Consider the following 15,899-nt stretch of genomic DNA (forward strand, 5'->3'; position numbering starts at 1 on the left):
GAGGGGCCCTTTCTAGGCTCACGTCAGTGGGCGCGCTGGTGCGATGAGCCATCTGCAGATCTTCCCGGCCGCTGGCGGTAGCCCCGCCGCGGCCAGCCTGGCCAGCAGTGATCCGGCCCTGATCGGCGAAGCCCTAGCTGCGCGCGGCATCGGCTTCGAGCGCTGGCCGGCCCGGGTGGAGCTCCCGGAGCACGCCGAGTCGGCCGAGATCCTGGCGGCCTATGCCCCGGAGATCGCTCAGGTGCAGGCCAGCGGCACCTACCCCACGGTGGATGCGATCCGCCTCACCCCGGAGCACCCCGAGGGGCAGGCCCTGCGGCAGAAGTTTCTGGCCGAGCACACCCACAGCGAAGACGAAGTGCGCTTCTTTGTGGAGGGCTGCGGGCTGTTCTGCCTGCACATCGGCGAGGAGGTGCTGCAAGTGCACTGTGAGACCGGCGACTTCCTGCGGGTGCCCGCCGGCACCAAGCACTGGTTCGACATGGGCTCCGCCCCGCAGTTCACCGCCATCCGCTTCTTCGACAACCCCGACGGCTGGGTGGCCCAGTTCACCGGCGATGGCATCGCTGCGCAGTTTCCGCTGCTCGATTAGCTGCGTATCCGCGGCTCGTGGTGGGCCGTGCCCTCGCGACCAAAGCGCCCTTCGCAAGTTCGCAGCAAGCAGCGAACCAAGCTGGGAGGGGCTGGTCGCCAGCAGGGCCAGTAAAATGTTGTCTGGCGCGCTTCTATCGCACGGTGCGCACGGCATCGAGAGTTTGGTTGAAGCGGCTGAACAACAACTGCAGGATGGTGCGCTTCTGCAGTTTGATATGGGCATTGAGCGCCATGCCGGGCTGCAACGCAAAACGCTGCCCTTTGCTTTGCAGCACTTGTTTCTCGAGGGCCAGGGTGATAGGGAAATGGGGATAGTCGTATTCAGGACTGGGCGGCAAAGCGTCTTCGCTGATGGTGGCCACCACGGCGGGCAGCGTCCCATAAAGGGTCGGGTCGTAAGCGGTAAAGCCCACCTCAGCCTTCTGACCCGGCCGGATGAAGGCCAGGTCGCGGTTGGGCGCGAACACCTGCGCTTGGAGCTCATCACTGGGCACGAGCTTCAGCAAGGGAACCTGACCACTGGCCACCTGACCGGTCTGGGCCTGCAAATTGATCACGGTGCCGCTGACGGGGGCCCGCAGGGTGACCAACTCCAGCTTGGAGCGGGCACCGACCAGATCGGCCCGCAACTGGGCCTGGGTGCGCTGGGATTCAAAATTGATCGTGACCAGCTCGCGGCGGGCCTCGGCTAACTCACGGCGGGTGGCTTCCAGCAAACGCTCTTTCTCCGCCACATCGAGCATGCGGGTGCCGCCTTCAGCGGATAGCCGCTGCAACGGCTCCAACACCCGTCGATCAATCGCCTCCTGGCGCTCCAAACCGGCGATGGACTCCAGCACACGCGCCCGGGCCGAGGCCAGACGGGAATCCTCAGCCTGCAGCTGAAGACCGAGCTCGTTGACATCGCTGCGTTGCACCTGGGGATCCAGCACCACCAGCGGTTGACCTGCTTCCACCCGCTGCCCTTCCTTGACGAACACCTCCTTCACCACGCCCTGCTCCGGGGTTGTCAGGGCCTGGGTGCTGCGTCGGGTGACCAACTTGCCGGGCACGGCCACGATCTGATCCACCTGCACCACGGCTGCAGCAACAAACACAGTGAGGGTGACAACCGATAGGGCCCCGGCTAGCACCAGTGGCAACTTGGGCGATGGGCGACTCTCCAGCCGCAGGGCCTCTTGTTCGAGATCATCGATGCCGGTGCCCTGCTGGTGCACCAGCCGCCCCGGCAACGCAGGGCGCTGGGCTGGGCTGGACGGACGCGTGGAGTTAGCCATGGCTGGGCTCAGGCGTGATGGGAGCTTTGCTGGGTGGCGAGGGTGGCGAAGGCACCACCCCGGGCCATCAGGCCATCCCAGCTGCCGTCTTCCAGGATCAGACCCTGATCCATCAGCAGGATGCGATCGGCCTCTCGCAGCGTGCCGACCCGGTGGGTCACCACCAACAGGGTGCGGCCCGCAAAGCGCTGACGGAGTCGCTCAAGCAACAGAAATTCGGTGGTCGGGTCGAGGGCGGATGTGGCCTCATCGAGGATGACCAAGTTGGGGTTTTGCAGCACCATCCGGGCAATGGCGATGCGTTGTTTTTGACCGCCGGAGAGGGCGCCACCGCGTTCGCCCACCCTGGTGTTGTAGCCATCGGGCAACTGCATGATGAAGTCGTGGGCACAGGCCACCCGGGCCGCCTCCACCACCGCGTCGTAGGGGGCATCGGGCATGTTGAGGCGCAAGTTGTCGAGCACCGTGCCGTCAAACAGGATCGATTCTTGAGGCACAAACCCAACCTGTCGCCGCAGGCTGCCGATCTGCACCTTGCCGATATCGGTGCCATCGACGAAAACACGCCCCTCCTGGGGGCGATAAAGCCCATCCAGCAACTGCACCACGGTGCTCTTGCCGCTGCCGCTGCTGCCGACCAGCCCCACAAACTGACCTGGAGCGATTTCAAGACTGAAGTCGTCGAGCTGGCGACGGCCATCAAGGCCGTAGGAGAAGGCCACCCGCTCAAAGCTCACCTCACCACGAATGGGGCCCAGGGGCAGCAGGCTGGCGCTACTGATGGATTCCTCCGGCTGCTGGCCAAGGACATCGGCCAGGGCGTCCATGGCAGCCCTGGCTTCTCGGTACTGGTTGGAGATGGTGGCGAGGTTGAGGAGGGGCCCGGTGATGCCGCTCGAGAGGATGTACACGGCAAAGATGCCACCCACGGAGGTGTAGCCCTGCACGGCCAACCAGGCCGCCACCATGAACAGCGCCACCCGCATCGCCTGGCTGACAGCCTTGGTCAGCTCCCGGGTGGTGACCTGCACTTGGGAGAATTTGAAGTCTTCGCCGGTGTACAGCCGGTAGCGCTCCAGCCACTGCCAGCGGGCTTGGGTGGCGAAGTTCTGGCTCTTCACGGTGCGGATGGCGGTCAGCACCTCCACCAGGAAACCCTGGGCACGGCTCCAGGCCCGGTTGCGACGGGTGAGCAAACGCTTGAGTGCGGGGCGACTGAAGCGATTGATCAGCAACAGCAGAGGCACCTGGAGCACCACCACAGTTCCAAGCACCGGCTGCAGCCAAAACAGCACCACCGCCAGCAACGGCATGAACAGCAGATCGAGCGTGCTGCTGATCGCCGTATCGGTGAGGAAGCGCCGCACCCGCTGCAGGTCGTAGAGGCGGCTGGAGAGGTCGCCGACTGTGCGGCGATCAAAAAACTTGAGCGGCAGCCGGAACAGATGCCCCACGATCTGGCTGCCCAGGCGCGTGTCGATGCGGTCGGAGAGATCGGACAGGAGCAACTGGCGCAGGAATCCCAGCACCGCCATCACCACGATGGCGATCGCCATCACCACGCCAATCGGCAGAAGCAGGGAGAGGTTGCGGCTACCAACCACCACATCGATGATCTGCAACATGCCCAGCGGAAACACCACCTCGAGCAGCTTGTCCACGAAGCCGGTGATCAGAAGCAGCACCATCTGCGGCCGGTAGGGCTGCATCACGGTCCAGAACCAAGCCAGATCGAAACGCGTGGCTTCTTGGTCGGCGTCGGGCGTTTCGGCAGGCCGCACCAGCATCAACTCCAGGCTCTGGGGCCAGAGCTCCCGCACCTCAGCCAGCGAAAGCTGCACGAGGCCGCGCTGAGGATCGGCCACCAGCAAGCCCTTGGCGCTCGCCTCCTCCACCAGCACAAAGTGATCGTGCAGGCGAATCAGTGCTGGCGGCTCGATGCGATGCAACTGGCTGCCGGGGGAGCGCAGTGGCCGCACTTCCAGGCCCAGGCTTTCCAGCAACTGGCCCAGGTGAATCAGCGAGATGCCGCCCAGCCGGGTTTCGCAATCCAGCAGCACCTGCTGCACGGTGTCACGCGGGAAGGGAAAGCGGTAGCGGCTGGCCAGCCGCTGCAGGCACACCATCGCGGAGGCCAGGGGCCCCTCCCCCAACTCCCGTAGGGGGGGCAGACGCAGGCGAGAGGAGCTAAAGCCCAGGTCGGGCAGCTCATCCGGGGTGGGTAAGTCACTGGCGTCTTGGGCCACGTCCCACAGGGCTTGGGGAGCCCGGTAGCCCCGTTGGCCAGCCGCTGGGCCGGGTTCGGATTGGCTGAAACGCTCGTGCAGGGCCGGTTCGAGCAGGGAACGGCGGATCCCCACCAGACGCGCGGCGTCAGCCCCAACCCCACCAGGCCAGTGGCTGCAGGCCTGGCGGGGCGCGCTCTGGGGCACGCTCTGCAGCCAGAGGTGATCGGCTGGAAGCTCCTGGGGCTGGGCCAGCTCGGCGCCAGTCAGCACCTGCAGGCCACCGGGCTGCCACAGCGCTTCGATCAGTCCAGGGGCATCGCGGTAACGCTGGGGCTGGGCGGCCAGCCAAGCCAGCAGCAGCTCGGCGAGCTCACTGCGATCCACCTCCTGGCAGGCGCGCTGCAAGGCAGGGTCGCTGCGCAACACCTTGAGGAATTCAGCGGCTGGCAGGGCCCCCACCAGGCTGGGCTCCATCGCCAGGGCTGTTTCACAGGGCACGCCGCGCACCAAACCGCACCAGCCGAGGGCATCTCCTGGGCCGAGCCTGGCCAGGGTGAAAGGACCGGTGGCGGGATCATCGGCCACAAGTCGCACACTGCCCTCGGCGATGAACATCACCTGATGGGGCAGTCGATCGCGCTGGAGCAGGGCCTGGCCGGTGCGGTAGCGAAACCACTGGAGGTGGCTGCGCAGGGCTTGCTGGAGCGTGGCCGACTGTTCGGCCAGCCATCCGCGCTGCAGGATCGGCAGGCTGGCGGCCTCAGTCATCGGCGACTCCGAGCCCTTGGGTTGCTGCAAATGTTTGGGTTAGCCATTCGGGCGTTCCAGCACGAGCTGGGCACCGGGCCGGGGCTGCTGATCGAGCCAGCCTTTCAAGGTGGCGTTGAGCCATTCGCGGTAGAGCTGCTCCACCAGCTCTGCGCATAGGCGCGGATTCCACTGGGCCGGTAGCCGTTGATCGAGGCGCACCACCCAACTGCGGCCGGCAGGGGTGAGCAGGGGGGGCTGCACGATCCCCGGAGTGGCACGACGGAGCAGCAAATCCAAAGGCGATTGGAGATCTCTGACGCGCACAGGGCCAACACTACCGCCACTCTGCTGCTCCGCACCCAGCGAAGTTAATGCCAAATCTGCATATTCAGATTCGCCGTCTTGCAATTTGAAAAACCACTCCTGGGCCAGGTCGGGATCGGTGGTTTGCAGGACCGAAAAGCGCACCTGATCCAGCAGCGATCCCTGCTCCAAAAACAGTTCATGGGCCCGTTTGGCAAACCAGCCCTGCTTCAGGTCTTCGAGCTGTTGGCGCTGGGCAGCCAGGCCATCGAGACAGGCCGGATCCAGGCTGCGTTGTTCACACCAGCTGTCCCACGTCTGGGTGGCGGGGGCCATCGCTGCTTGCTGCAACTCCAATAGGGCCGCTGGCGCGGACTCGGACCGGGAGCACAGCAACTGCTCCACCCGGGCCTGCAGCCATAGCAGCAGCAAGCCGGTGCCGATCAACTCCTCCAGCAGGGGAGCAGCTGGCCAGAGCAACACCAGCTGGTGCGAGGGCTGGGACTGTGCTTGGGAGGCCAACAACGGAACAGACAAAACAGCGCAACTGATTGTGGGCGTGAGAATGGCTTACCGCCCATTCAACAGCGCCTGGATCACGCGATGACAGCAACGCAGGCAGGTGCAGACCTGGGCCAGCGGCTTTGGCACCAAGCCTGCACTTGTCTGCAGCAGGAAGCCTGGCCAGAAGCGGAGGGTCTGTTGTGGCGCCTGCTGCAACTGGCACCCTCGGCGAGCTGGGAGTTGCGGGATGCCCTCGGCTATTGCCTGTTGATGCAAGGCTCCTACGCCCTCTGCGAAGCGGTGCTGCGCCCTGCTCTCGAGGCCCCGGGGCGGAGCTTCTGGGTGAGCCACAAAATGGCCGATGCCCTGCGGGGCCAGGCGCGCCTCGAGGAGGCGGAAGCGCTGTATCGGCGCAGTGAACAAGAGGGCTCAAGCAGCCCACTCACAGCGCGCAACCACCTGCAGGTGCTCTATCAATTGGAGATCAAGCGCTGCTTGGACACCCTGGAGGTCTGGTTGGGGCAGCCCGACACCCCAGAGGCGTACTGGAGCGGTGCCCAGCAAGCAGCCCTGCTGGTTCCCGGAGAGGAACTGAGCGACTGGCTCTGGCGCCATGGACTGAGCAACGCCGCGTGCCGCCGCCGGCTGCTGGAAGCCAGTTGCTACGCCTTGAATCCCCAGCGCTGCTGGCAGATTTTGCACAGAGTGGCAGAAGCCAGCCCCTGGGAAGAGGCGCTCAGCCAGCGGCTGCAGCTGTTGGGGTTGGTGGCAACAGGTGAGACCCCAGCCGCTGGTGAATGATGGCGGCGATGCGCTGGGGATTGAGGCGCTCGCGCACCACCCGGCGGCCCCGCTCTCCCAAGGCCCTTGCGGCTACAGGATCAGCCGCCAGCTGGCGCATCGCCTGGGCCGCGGCATCCACGTCCGGCTCGGCCCAGGTGGCACCGGCCGGGTAGTCGCCTGCGGTGGCAGGGATGGTCACCGGCTGCCAGGGGATGCTGCAACAACTGCCGGGAGCGCAGAACTCCAGGTTGCCGGAATAGCCCGTGGCGATCACCGGCACGGCGGCGCCCATGGCTTCTGCCAGCACCAGCCCAAAGCCTTCCGCGCGGTGCAGGCTCACCAGGGCTTGAGCAGAAGCGAGCAGCGCATCAAGCTGGGCGGAGCTCAGCAGCTCATCGCGCCAGCTGATGCGCGGGTCGGATGCGGTGAGGGCCCGCAGCTCAGCTGCTCGAGCCGGAAACTGCGCAGCACTGCTGGTTTTGATCACCAGCTCGACTGCAGGGGCGGCATCAGTGGCCGTGCCGGAGCCAAGCGGGAAGGCCCGCTGAAAAGCGTCGATCACACCTGCGGGATTTTTGCGTTCTGGCGTGCTCCAGTAATCGAACAGGGTGAGGAAGCGAAACGGCTGCCCGGCCCTCGGTGGGGCCTGGCGCTTGGCATAAAGAGCGTCCAAGCGCGGCCAATCGGGCAGGTGGGGCACCGCCACCACCGGAACCGGTGCCCGCTGGGCCAATGCCTGCGCCGAGAAGCTGCTCGGGCACCAGATCTCGTGGAAATGGCGGAAGTGGTCCTGCCAGCCCTCTGGAAACTGCTCGAGCTCCCAGGCCCAGTAACCGATGCGGATGGGGGCCTGGAGCGTGGCCGGATCCAGCAAGCCGGGGGTATGGGTCAGAACATTGGGGTTGGTGTGCACCAGCTCCACCTGCACCGTGGCTGGCTCCAACGAAGGTTCCGGGTCCTCAGCCGGCTCCAGGGGGGGGTGGCTGACGAGGGCCAGATCCACGGGCTCCACTTCGCAGCCGGCCTGCTCAAGGGCGCGCCTGGTGGCCTGGGCGCCACCGGCTAGGCCGAAAGCAGCGCGCAGGTGGCCATAAAGACGAATACGAATTTGCAACGCTGTATACCTACCGATATGGGGCATATTGGCCTCGGCGAAGGCTGGCCGCACAAATGGTGATGGGTGCCAGTGCTGCATCGGGGCACTGCGATTTGCGCAGTGGGGCGCAGCGGATGCGCCCTCAATTCATCCTGCAAGCGCAGGAGCTGAGGGAACGCCTGCATGGCCGGCGCCGGCGCCTCCAGGAAGCCGAAACCCTGCGGCTGGCCCTGGAAGAGCAGCTGGGCATGGCCCTGGCCGACCTGCACCAGCACGTTGGCCCCTACCCGCTGTTTCGCCCAGGCCGCGACCAGCACACCGACCTGCATCAACGCTTCTACGCAGCCCATGCTCAGCTGGCACCGCTGTATACCGCCCTTGCGGCGCGTGTGGTGGTGGAGCTCATCGGTGAGCCCTGTTTCGTGCAACAGATCCCCACCTATCGCTTTGGCCTGCCGGGCAACCGCTGGGTGGGCAGTTTTCATCACGATTCCGATTTCGGCCACCCGCCCCATGAGCTCAATGCGGTGCTGGCACTCACGCCGATGCAAGGCTCTGCCGCGCTGCAAGTGGAGGAGCAAGCGGGCAGTTATCGGTACAGCCCACTCTCCCTGGCGGCCAGCGAGCTGGTGCTGTTCAACCACATCGATCGGCGCCATGGCTGCTGCCGCAACCGCGAAGGGGTGTCGGTGAGCAGCATCGACTTTCGCTTTGTGCCCGAGCGTTTTGCCGCTGCGGCATTTGCGCGCGAGCAGCACAGCCTCAACACCGGCGTTGCCCTGGTGCCCGGTGGCTACTTCAGCGCCGAGCCCGTGGGGCAGGGCTGATGGGCGCCCGCAGCCTGCTGGAGCGGCGCCTGCGCCGGTGGCAACAGGATTGGGAGAGCTGGAAGCAACGCCGGCTGGCCCCCTTGGCAGCTCCGCTGCAGCGGCGTCACGCCGAGCGGATGTTGGCCCGAATCCGGCGGCTGGAGCGGGTCGAGCAGCTGATCTGGCCGGAGCAGACCGCAGCGGCCAGCCGGATGGTGCTGTTTTGCCACTACTCGCCGCGGGGCCACTTGCAGGCCTGCGTGCGGCGCCTGCTGAACAACCTGACGGATCGGGGCTGGCAGGTGCTGGTGATCAGCAGCGGCTTGAAAGAAGCCGGCCTGCAGTGGTGTGCCGAGCGGCAGATGCCGGTGCTCTTGCGCAGCAACCAGGGGCGGGATTTCGGTGCCTTCCAAGATGCCTGGCTGGCGCTAGCCCAGCGGGGCGCGCTGCAGCAGTGCCAGCAGCTGGTGTTGCTCAATGACAGCGTCTATCCGGTGGTGGATCTGGAGACGAGCAGCTGGCCGCGCTTTCTTGATGGGCATCCAGACGCGGTGGTGGGCTTCACCGACTCCTTCCAAAACGGCTACCACCTGCAGAGCTATGCCTTGAACATCCCTGCTGCGGTGTTGCAGCAACCCTGGTGGCATGGGTTCTGGTGGAGCTACCCGGGCTGGGGCGGCACGGCCGCAGCAATCCGGGATGGCGAGATTGGCCTGTCCCAACTGCTGCTGCGCCACGGGGTGGCGTTGCAGCCCCTGCATGGGGTGGTGGGGTTGCGCAGTTGGCTCTGCAGCACCGCCCTGGCCAAGCAGCTGTTGGAGCACTGCTCAGCGGCGGCGGCAGACCTGCTGCTGGGCCAACTGCTCGAGAGCAGCGATCGCGCGATCATTCATGTGTCGCCGAGCCATCAATTCGCCATTCCCTTGCTGCTGCAAGGGTTTCCATTCATCAAGCGCGACCTGCTGGAGTCAAATCTCTGCCACAGCCTCGATCCGCTCTTGCTCGCTGGTGGCCGGCCCGACTGGGTGGATGCGGTCGAGCTGGTGGATTTCCTGCGCCCACCGATCATTGGCTACAAGCAATAGGGCACTACAACCAGCGGATCACAGCCATCCGGCGCCGGTCAAGCCAGCGGAGCAGCACCGCCACCAAGGCCAATTGCACCAGCAGCACCAGCAGCTGCCAGCCCCAGCGCATCTCGCCGAGGAAGGGGTCACGGGCCAGGCGCACCCAGCCGTAGAGCGGGTTGAGTTGGCTCACCCAGGCCAGAGCCCCCAGGCTTTGGCGATAAAAGAGGATCGGCGAGGCCAAAAAGCCGATCTGCAACAGGATTGGCATCAGCTGGGGCAGATCAGCCAGGGCCACCGCCAATGGGCTGAGCAGGAGCGAGAGCCAAAGGCACCCCAACAGCAGGTTGAGGAGGCCTAACCAACCTCCTTGCAGCAGCCGCAGCCACACCTGGGGCTCCAGCACACCCACCACCAGCAGCAAGCCAGCCAGGGCGATCAGCAAACTGAAGCTGGTTGTCACCCATTCCTCCAGCACGTAAACCCCCAGGGGCAGGGGCTGGTTGAGCAGGCGTTCCCGCGCCCGCTCCATCAAGGTGCAGCTGGCCGTGATGCTGCCCGCCAGGGTGGACCAACTCACCATGCCGAGGGCCACGTAAATCCAGTAGGCCGGCCAATCGGGCACGCGGGTGAGGGTGCCGTAGATGGTGCCCAGTACCGCCACCGACAGCAGGGTGGAGAGACCAATCCAACCGCTGCCAATCAGCGTGCGGGCGAATTGCACGGACAACCTCAGCCAGGCGGCATACGCCAGTGCCGGCAGGATCTGGCGGTAGCTGTTCAAGCTGCTGCACGGGGTCATCCCACCATCCCTTTGTAGAGCTGCAAGGCGCGAAACAGGCTGCCATCGAAGCAGATGCGGCCCCGCTCAAGAATCACCCCCCGGCTGCAGTAACGCTGCAGAAGATCCACCGAATGGGAGGCCAGCACCAGGGTGCCGGCCTGGGCCATGAAGCGATCCAGCTGGGCTTTGGCCTTGCGCTGAAACCACTGATCTCCCGCCACCAACCCCTCATCGAGGGCCAGGCCCGTCACACTGCGCCCGGTGATCAGGGCAAACGAGAGGCGGGTTTGCATCCCCTGCGACCAGGTTTTGGTTGGGGTGGCCAGGGCATCACCGAGTTCGGTGAACGCTTCGATCTCATTGAGGTAATCGGCCCAGCTGCTGTGTTGGCGTTGATGCAGCAGGTAGTTGTAGTAGCAGAGCTGCACACCGGTGAGCTCACGGCTGTAACCCAGCGACTGCTCGATGATGGGCGAAAGCAGCTCGCCATGGCAGCGAAAGGTGCCTGCCGTGGGGGCATAGATGCCGCTGAGTAGGCGCAGCAGGGTGGTTTTGCCACTGCCGTTGTGGCCGAGCAACCCCACCCGTTCGCCACGCTCAACATGCAGGGTGAGGCCATCGAGGGCGAGGGCTCGGGTGCTGGAGCGGCGCACACCTAAGGCCAAGCGCGTGAGTGAATGGCGCTGCTCGCGGCCGCGCAAATCCACACACACCCCCTGCAGCTCCAGATGGGGGTCGGCAACGGGGCGGCGCTGGGCCTGCTCGAGCCGCTGCAGATCCGTTTCTCCCAACAAGCGCTCTTGTGGCGCCGTGCCGCGGCGCTCCGCTGCCAAGGCATGGCCCAGGGTGAGACGCCGGTTGGTTTCGATCGCCAGTAGCTGCTGGGTCAGCAGGGGCTGCTGGTTGAGCAACCGATCCACCTGAGCGCAAACGGCTGGATCCACTTGCTCCAGCCGGCGGGCTGCGGTGAGGGCCCGGTAAAAGTGCAAGGCCAGGTCTTGCCAGGTCTGATCTACGCCCTCGAGTTGTGCAGGGATAGCGGGCAGGGGGCGAGGCGGGCCGCCGGGCCCGGGGGTTGGCGCCACCGCCAAACCAGCCTGGCGCCACTGCTGCAGTGGACCGGCGAGTTCGGCGGCAGGATCGGCAAGCAAGCGCTCGAAACTGAGCAATGGCCAGGATGCGTGCGGCAAGCCGGGCTGGTTTGGCAGCATCTCAAGGTTGTGGCGTAGCCACAGGGCCAGAGCCTTGATCGGATGCATGTCGTCGCGGTAGCCGATCGAGGCCACCACAGCAAAGGGATGGCGCACGATCGCCACTCCCCAACGCTGCCAGGGCTGGGGCAGAAACGACTGCCAGCAGCCCCAGGTGCGGCACAGCCGTGGATCCTTGAGGGCCCGTAGGCCCTTGCCACCAAGCAAGGGAGGGTCGCTTTCGGTGGCCAACAAGCCTTCGAGGCCGCGCAGGCATTCGTTGTCCAAGCCCTGCACCTGGGCCGAGTCCACGCCCGATGCCAGGGGCCAGGTGCCATCCCAAGGCGAGCCGGCCTGGGCGAGCAAGGCCTCATTGAGGGCTAGAAAATCAGCCGACTCCTGAAACCCATCGGGGTTGTCTGCTGCTGGTGGCAACAGATTGGTGGGAAGACTGACGCCGGCACGCTCGAGCGTGCGCACCAACAGGGAGGTGCCGCTGCGATGCATGCCCAGCACCCAGAGGGGCTGGGCATGGGTGGGGATCAAGGGATCAGACGAATTGGATGTCGTCGTCGTTGATGGCCTGGCCTTCAGAGACGATCGTAGTGGTGCCGGTTTGGGCGCCACTGAGACTGATCACGATCTGGTTGGTGCCTTTGCCACTGATCGACACCAGGCCCTGGAGCTCTTTGGCAATTTGAATTTTGTCCGCACCTTCCACCTTGAAGTCGGAGATGGTGTTGGTGCTGGTGCCCTGGAGCTGGTCAACGGTGAGATACACCACATCATTGCCCTTGCCCAGGGTGATGAAGTCATTGCCAGCCCCCGGACGCACAATGTCGTCGCCCGCACCAGCATTGATGGTGTCGTTGCCGGCGCCGGCACGAATGAAATCGATCCCGGCGCTGCCCTGAATTTCGTCGTTGCCAGCGCCGGTGTGGATATAGGTGTCGGGAGTGCCATCGAAAGTGCCAGGAGGCGCGTTGTCAGCGATGGTGCCGGCACCTCCGAGGCCGGAAAGATTGACATTGCCACTCACCTTGGCGCCCCCGATATTGGCCCCGTCGAGGTTGACCACCATGCTGCCGCCCTTGGTGTCGGTGGCTTGGATCACCGCGCCACCCATGCCCAGCGGATTGCCATTGCTGTCACGCGCAATGCCGACGTCGATGTCGCCGTTACCCGTTAGCAACACCTGCGCTTCCTGGGTGGCCACGGCCAGCGTGCCGTTGCCGGTGATCGTCACCGGAGTGCCCGTAGATCCGGGATCGGTGATGACCACAGGCGTTGCGGTGTTGAGCGTCGTTGTCGAACCGGCGATGGGCTCAACCGTGGAGCTCGTTACGGTGATGGGTGCAACGGTGGGGATGGCGAAAGACACCGTGTATAAACTTCACTGCGCAAATTATACAGCATTGCAACTACGGATTCGGCTTGGCTGCGTCAGCATTCGCCGCTAAGTGCATCATTTGCATTATAAGTTGCAGAATCCGAATGCCAGCCTTGGAGTGCTGTTCCGCGGCGCCACAGCCGGCACCCCGCCGGAATCATGTGCTCGGCCGGGGCATCGCGGGCCCCCTTGGCCAGCGCCAGCCCCGTCAACAGGGCATGTTGCTGGGGATCCCAGCAGGGCCACCAGCGCAGCTTGAGCGCCCCCGGCTGCTGCAGGAGCCGCTCCAGGTTGTGCTGCTGCAGTAGGGGCTCTGGACTGGCCAGCAGCCAGATCACCCGGAGACCATGGGGACGTGCAGCCACCTGCTGCAACACAGACACCAGGGCCAGACCATCGGCATCGCCCCAAAGCGCCAACTCAGCGCCGCCCTCCTCAGGCCCCTCCGCAGCCGCCAGCGGCAACGGCAGCACCGGGCCACGGGCAATCAACCCAGCGATCTGGTCGCTGCTCGCGCCGGGCTTCATGAGCCCCCGCAACGGCTCCAGCCAGCGCTGTTGGCGGCGGCGCCATGGGGCTGGCAGCGGCTCACCCCGCAGCAGGGCCAGGGATCCGCGGGCACCGTGAGCCTTCAGGGCCTGCTGCAGAAGCTGTGGAGCCCAGGCATGGCCCGGGTCGAGGGTCAGCACCTCGCGGCAGTAGTGCACGGCGGCGGCAGGCTGCTGCTCGCGCATGGCCTGGCGCGCCAGGCGCATCAGCGGCGCCACTTGTTGGGGGTGTTGCTGCAGGCTGTGGCGCCACCATTGGGCTGCCTCGCCATAGCGCTGCGCCTGCTCCAGCACCTGGGCCAGGGCATTGGCCAGAGTGGGGGTGATGGTGTAGCTGCGCTGGCCATAGAAGCGCACCAACTGCTCGAGCAGTTGCAACGCCTGATCTGGGCACTGTTGCTGTTGCCAGGCGCCGGCCAGGGCCAACAGCTGGCTGTCTGAAAGGTTTGGTGGCGCTGCCAACAACGCGGCCTGGAGGGCGCGGGCCTGCTCCAAGTGGCCCTGCTCCAGCAGCAGCGCTAAGCGCTCCCAGCTGGCCCCATGGGCGGGCAAAAGGGCTGCTGCCTGGGCGGTCTCACCCTGGCTCAGCCAAAGCTCAGCGAGGGCCTTCTCCAGCTCTGGCCGCTCCGGGGGCAGCAAGCTCCAGAGCTGCCAGCGGCCTGCCGCCACCGCATCGCCGCAGCTGCGCCGCCAGCGCGACACCCGCTCAAACAGCTCCGGCGCTGGATTGGGCTCCGCCAACCCGTTGAGGGTGTCGTGCAGCTGGGGGTCAAGCATGGGCCGCGCACCACTGGGCGATGGCCTCGGCCGCCGGACTGCCGCCGGAGCGCAGGTCGATCGGAAAGGCCAAGGGCCCTTCATAGAGCAGCTCTTGCAGGGGCCAGGGGGTGTCAGCAGCAGGCAAAACTTGATGCGACAGCTGGCGCCGCTGCATCAGCCCGGCGAAATAGGGGGGCTGGTAGGCCGGATTCACCAGCTCGAGCACCGCGGTGCCCGGCTGAGCGGCGATCAGGTTGGCCAGGGCGGCCCCATGGGGGGCCACGATCCGCTGGGCATGGGCCACGGCCAGCAGCTGGTCTGCCACGGGCCCGAGCGGCAGGCTGGCCACGCCCGGCAGGAAGGCAGCGTCGAGCCCCAGCAGCGCCCGGCGTGGCGTGGCGGGCCGGGGCAACAGCAGGGGTGGATCGGTGGTTGCCCCCGCCCTGCCCCCTGCCAACGGGCTGGTGCGTGCCACCGCCCAGAATTGCTCAAGCCACGCCAGGTTGGCGCCTGCCGGACTCCCAAAGGCGCTGGCAAAGCTGGGCACCAGCAGCAGCTCGGCTTGCAGGTGCGGCACCTGCTGGGCGCAGATCCGCCGCTCCGGCGGAATGCCGAGGCGCTCAAGGGATTCGGCCACCCAGGGCCCTGTGCCGCCGTTGTGCCACAGCTGCAGGCCCGGCCACTGCCGCTGCAGTTCGGGCCAGCAGCGCCCGAGCCGCGGCAGCAGCTCAAGCTGCCAGTGGAAGTAGAGCTCTCCGGAGAGCTCCGCGATGGCCAGCACCGGGCCCGCATGGTGCACCTGCGGCGGCAAGCCTCCTGCGGCCGCAGGCACCGCAGCCAGCCAGCCCAGCTGCCGCAGCGCCTCATCGCGATGGGCCTGCAGGTGGGAACAGGTGGGCCAGGGCCAGGGGTAGCGGCGACAGAGCTCCGGCAGAAAATCGCTCTCGGCCGTCTGCACCGCCAGGCCATGGCTGTGGCCCCAGGGGTTGGTGTGACGCTGCACCCAGCAGCGGCCGCCGGGCACCTGCCAGAGCTGCAGGGGTGGATCGTCTGGAGCCGGTTGGTGCTGGCAGGGGCTGCAGGCCTGGGCCGCACAGGGGCTGCTGGGCCAGGGCTCGAGGGCCACCGGCCCAGCCGCAGCAGCAGGGCGAGCAGCTGCTGCACCTCCAGCGTCTTCCAGCCAGCTGGCCCCCTCGCCCAAGCCCAAGCGGCGATACAGCCCGGCCAGATGCAACGCCAGCTGGGGATCACGGCCGCAGCCCCAGGCCCGCTCCCAGTGCTGCAGCGCCCGGCCAGGGGCCTCCGCGTAGCAGAGCTCTCCCCACCCCCGCAACAGCGCTCCCAAGGCAACCACCTCAGCCTCGCCAGGGTCGCCAGCCAGCAGGGCCTCGATCAGACCCAGCGCCTGACGGCGCAGGGGGGCCAGGGGGTCGACCGCCAGGGTCGCAGCGGCCGCCTGCACATGGGCGCGCACAGCAGCGCGATCCTGCAACAGCAGCTGGCGCCAGTGGCCGAGGGCTGCTTGCGGCCGGGCCTGCTCCAACGCAGCCAAGGCGTCTTGGTGCAGAGCTGCGGGGGGCAACACCGAACCCCTCATGGCTGCAGCAGGGTCACGGCTTGCCGCCAGAAGGACGACGCCAGCAAAGCCAGCCGATCAAAAGGCTGACCCACGCGGGCCGCACTGCGGGCAAATGACGTGGACCCCGGCAATCGGTCCAGGGTGAATGAGAGTCCTCAGCCGGCCAGACTGGGCCGGGGACTTCACCATGAAACGCACCAGGCACACCGCGGAGCAGATCATCCGCAAGCTGAAAACG

At 66.3% G+C, this 15,899-nt stretch carries 13 protein-coding genes; 4 read left to right on the forward strand and 9 right to left on the reverse strand.

Annotated features, from left to right (window positions below):
• Positions 1-43 precede the first annotated feature (43 nt).
• Positions 44-592 (forward strand): 1,2-dihydroxy-3-keto-5-methylthiopentene dioxygenase, encoded by a 549-nt coding sequence (locus tag KBY70_RS12505; protein ID WP_254988708.1) that lies wholly within the window; start codon positions 44-46, stop codon positions 590-592.
• Positions 593-725: 133 nt separating this feature from the next.
• On the opposite strand, the gene KBY70_RS12510 is transcribed toward KBY70_RS12505, so the two are convergent.
• The 3 genes from KBY70_RS12510 to KBY70_RS12520 are packed head-to-tail and all read right to left on the reverse strand — an operon-like array spanning position 726 to position 5,674.
• Positions 726-1,871, reverse strand: coding sequence for an HlyD family secretion protein (locus KBY70_RS12510; protein WP_254988709.1), 1,146 nt, complete (start codon positions 1,869-1,871; stop codon positions 726-728).
• Positions 1,872-1,879: 8 nt separating this feature from the next.
• Complete coding sequence (locus tag KBY70_RS12515) at positions 1,880-4,867, reverse strand: peptidase domain-containing ABC transporter (protein ID WP_254988710.1); 2,988 nt, start codon at positions 4,865-4,867, stop codon at positions 1,880-1,882.
• Positions 4,868-4,906: 39 nt separating this feature from the next.
• Positions 4,907-5,674, reverse strand: coding sequence for a peptidylprolyl isomerase (locus tag KBY70_RS12520; RefSeq protein WP_254988711.1), 768 nt, complete (start codon positions 5,672-5,674; stop codon positions 4,907-4,909).
• Positions 5,675-5,755: 81 nt separating this feature from the next.
• Here KBY70_RS12520 and KBY70_RS12525 point away from each other — a divergent pair, with 81 nt between their 5' ends.
• Complete coding sequence (locus KBY70_RS12525) at positions 5,756-6,457, forward strand: hypothetical protein (protein WP_254988712.1); 702 nt, start codon at positions 5,756-5,758, stop codon at positions 6,455-6,457.
• On the opposite strand, the gene KBY70_RS12530 is transcribed toward KBY70_RS12525, so the two are convergent.
• Entirely contained in the window at positions 6,393-7,634 is a 1,242-nt protein-coding gene (locus tag KBY70_RS12530; protein ID WP_254988713.1) for a glycosyltransferase, read from the reverse strand. The two genes, KBY70_RS12525 and KBY70_RS12530, sit on opposite strands and share 65 nt — an antisense overlap.
• 35 nt (positions 7,635-7,669) lie before the next feature.
• On the opposite strand from KBY70_RS12530, the gene KBY70_RS12535 reads away from it, so the two are divergent.
• On the forward strand, positions 7,670-8,362 hold the full coding sequence (locus KBY70_RS12535; protein ID WP_254988714.1) for a hypothetical protein: 693 nt from the start codon (positions 7,670-7,672) through the stop codon (positions 8,360-8,362).
• Positions 8,362-9,429: a hypothetical protein gene (locus KBY70_RS12540; RefSeq protein WP_254988715.1), complete on the forward strand. Its 1,068-nt coding sequence runs from the start codon at positions 8,362-8,364 to the stop codon at positions 9,427-9,429. The genes KBY70_RS12535 and KBY70_RS12540 overlap by 1 nt, the downstream gene beginning before the upstream one ends.
• Positions 9,430-9,433: 4 nt before the next feature.
• On the opposite strand, the gene KBY70_RS12545 is transcribed toward KBY70_RS12540, so the two are convergent.
• From KBY70_RS12545 to KBY70_RS12565, 5 genes are all read right to left on the reverse strand, one after another.
• Complete coding sequence (locus KBY70_RS12545) at positions 9,434-10,213, reverse strand: ABC transporter permease (RefSeq protein ID WP_254988716.1); 780 nt, start codon at positions 10,211-10,213, stop codon at positions 9,434-9,436.
• A complete protein-coding gene (locus KBY70_RS12550) occupies positions 10,210-11,931 on the reverse strand; it encodes an ATP-binding cassette domain-containing protein (protein WP_254988717.1) in 1,722 nt (573 codons plus the stop codon). The genes KBY70_RS12545 and KBY70_RS12550 overlap by 4 nt, the downstream gene beginning before the upstream one ends.
• 4 nt (positions 11,932-11,935) lie before the next feature.
• Positions 11,936-12,766 carry a calcium-binding protein gene (locus KBY70_RS14495; RefSeq protein ID WP_254988718.1) on the reverse strand — a complete coding sequence of 277 codons (831 nt, stop codon included), beginning with the start codon at positions 12,764-12,766 and terminating at the stop codon, positions 11,936-11,938.
• A 62-nt stretch (positions 12,767-12,828) separates the two neighbouring features.
• Positions 12,829-14,100, reverse strand: a complete 1,272-nt coding sequence (locus KBY70_RS12560; RefSeq protein ID WP_254988719.1) for a tetratricopeptide repeat protein — start codon at positions 14,098-14,100, stop codon at positions 12,829-12,831.
• Entirely contained in the window at positions 14,093-15,679 is a 1,587-nt protein-coding gene (locus tag KBY70_RS12565) for a glycosyltransferase family 61 protein (RefSeq protein ID WP_254988720.1), read from the reverse strand. The genes KBY70_RS12560 and KBY70_RS12565 overlap by 8 nt, the downstream gene beginning before the upstream one ends.
• Between the last annotated feature and the right edge of the window lie 220 nt (positions 15,680-15,899).

This window comes from Cyanobium sp. ATX 6E8 (genome assembly GCF_024346335.1).
GTDB lineage: Bacteria > Cyanobacteriota > Cyanobacteriia > PCC-6307 > Cyanobiaceae > Cyanobium_A.

Excerpts from the sequence above, each read along its gene's own strand:
- KBY70_RS12505 (WP_254988708.1), top strand. The coding sequence starts at position 44 with ATGAGCCATCTGCAGATCTTCCCGGCCGCTGGCGGTAGCCCCGCCGCG.
- KBY70_RS12510 (WP_254988709.1), bottom strand. The coding sequence starts at position 1,871 with ATGGCTAACTCCACGCGTCCGTCCAGCCCAGCCCAGCGCCCTGCGTTG.
- KBY70_RS12515 (WP_254988710.1), bottom strand. The coding sequence starts at position 4,867 with ATGACTGAGGCCGCCAGCCTGCCGATCCTGCAGCGCGGATGGCTGGCC.
- KBY70_RS12525 (WP_254988712.1), top strand. The coding sequence starts at position 5,756 with ATGACAGCAACGCAGGCAGGTGCAGACCTGGGCCAGCGGCTTTGGCAC.
- KBY70_RS12530 (WP_254988713.1), bottom strand. The coding sequence starts at position 7,634 with ATGCAGCACTGGCACCCATCACCATTTGTGCGGCCAGCCTTCGCCGAG.
- KBY70_RS12535 (WP_254988714.1), top strand. The coding sequence starts at position 7,670 with ATGCGCCCTCAATTCATCCTGCAAGCGCAGGAGCTGAGGGAACGCCTG.
- KBY70_RS12540 (WP_254988715.1), top strand. The coding sequence starts at position 8,362 with ATGGGCGCCCGCAGCCTGCTGGAGCGGCGCCTGCGCCGGTGGCAACAG.
- KBY70_RS12545 (WP_254988716.1), bottom strand. The coding sequence starts at position 10,213 with ATGACCCCGTGCAGCAGCTTGAACAGCTACCGCCAGATCCTGCCGGCA.
- KBY70_RS12560 (WP_254988719.1), bottom strand. The coding sequence starts at position 14,100 with ATGCTTGACCCCCAGCTGCACGACACCCTCAACGGGTTGGCGGAGCCC.
- KBY70_RS12565 (WP_254988720.1), bottom strand. The coding sequence starts at position 15,679 with ATGAGGGGTTCGGTGTTGCCCCCCGCAGCTCTGCACCAAGACGCCTTG.